General features: G+C 53.5%; 1 pseudogene. It reads right to left on the bottom strand.

What is annotated here, in order from left to right:
* Positions 1 to 694: pseudogene (gene vscC, locus R7Q48_RS27565) on the bottom strand (SctC family type III secretion system outer membrane ring subunit VscC); the annotation flags it as partial.

Raw genomic sequence — 694 nt, 5'->3', positions numbered from 1 at the left:
TGCGGTTGTTTCCAACCGATACACCCGCGCGCCAATCCACACCGAGCTGACGTAAATCGTTTGCGCTGATGTCCACAATAGATAACGCCACCTCGATACGAGATTGTGGCTGATCGAGTTGAGCGACCAGCTTGCGATATAACGGCAGTCTTGCTTGGGTATCACGAACGATGATCGCATTCAGCCCCGGCTCCGCTTCTACAGTTGCACCGCCGTGCACAGACGCAGTTTTGCCGCGAGGTTTCGCTGCTTCTGCGGGTAATCCGTTTACAGGCGATGTTTGTACAGACGCAGAATCCGCAATTTGAGTTTGAACACCGCCAACCACACGGCTCAATACCGAAGCAATCCCCGGAACGGTAATGCTTTGGTCGCGATACGAGATACTTCTGTCCGTCGCCGAGGCATATTTAAGCGGAATGAGTTCCACAAACAGCTCATCCGTCGAGTTTGACTTTTGCAGCAATCGGCTCTCTAACGCTTCTGCGGTTTGCACTACTAACTCAACGTAACGCGGCGGCCCAGCTAGATAAACCAGCCCTTTATTTTCGGCAGCGCGCCAACCATAACGAGCATCCCAGACACCGGTAGAAATCAAGGTACTGCGAAGCTCGCGTGCGGTAAGCAGTTCCAATTGCAGCAACCGGGAGCGCGTTTCTGTCGCTTTGTAAACGTGCAGCACTGCGCCATCGAA

It is taken from the genome of Vibrio sp. 378 (assembly GCF_033339435.1).
This window is presented reverse-complemented; position numbering and strand designations above follow the sequence as displayed.